This is a genomic window from Tritonibacter sp. SIMBA_163 (assembly GCF_046535935.1).
GTDB classification, from domain to species: domain Bacteria; phylum Pseudomonadota; class Alphaproteobacteria; order Rhodobacterales; family Rhodobacteraceae; genus Epibacterium; species Epibacterium scottomollicae.
The window spans coordinates 1-228 of sequence record NZ_JAWJBP010001594.1 but is presented as its reverse complement, the minus strand read 5'-3'; the positions used below and the strand labels follow the sequence as shown (position 1 = coordinate 228).

The 228-nt window shown below is 63.6% G+C and carries 1 protein-coding gene; it reads right to left on the bottom strand.

Going from position 1 to position 228, the window contains the following annotated elements:
• A partial coding sequence (locus R0J92_RS27635) for a heparinase II/III family protein (protein ID WP_411054031.1) occupies positions 1–228 on the bottom strand: 228 nt, incomplete at both ends.

The window sequence follows — 228 nt, the reverse complement described above, 5'->3', positions numbered from 1 at the left end:
CCCAGATTTCCCCACTCTTGAGCGCCATGGATACTGCCGCGCCCCCCAAGTCACGGGCCGCATCCACCTCCGGGTGCAAACGGAACCGCAAATCATAACCGATCCCCTGCAGCCCACCGGAATCCAGCGCCTTGTCGAAGCGTTTCTTGGCTGCCCCTTCCAGCGCGAGCAACACATCCTCGCCCGAAACCATCCGCCCATCCACGGACAGCTCCAATGCGCGGGCGA